1 pseudogene is annotated in these 316 nt (G+C 70.3%); it reads left to right on the plus strand.

Annotation, left to right across the window (positions count from 1 at the left end):
- Nucleotides 1–172: pseudogene (locus tag LO771_RS30180) on the plus strand (glucose-6-phosphate dehydrogenase); the annotation flags it as partial.
- Between the last annotated feature and the right edge of the window lie 144 nt (nt 173–316).

A 316-nucleotide genomic window follows, 5' to 3' on the forward strand; every position in this document is an offset into this window, starting at 1 on the left:
CAACCTCTTCCCCCGCCACCAGGAGGTCGAGCTCTCCGGGAAGATCCTCGACCCGATCGAGGAGTACTGGGAGAAGCACGGCAGGCCGGCCGAGTACGCGGCCGGCACCTGGGGGCCGGCCGAGGCGGACCCGATGCTCGCACGAGACGGCAGGAGCTGGCGCCGGCCATGAAGACCGACCTGACGGACACCACGTCCAGCAAGATCAACTGCGCCCTGACGGAGGCCCGCCGCTCCATCGGCACCGCCGCCATCGGCATGGTCCTCACCCTCGTCGTCGTCACCGACGAGGGCAGCGCCTACGACGCCCTCAAGG

Origin of the sequence: Streptacidiphilus sp. ASG 303 (assembly GCF_020991365.1) — a bacterium.
Classification (GTDB): domain Bacteria; phylum Actinomycetota; class Actinomycetes; order Streptomycetales; family Streptomycetaceae; genus Peterkaempfera.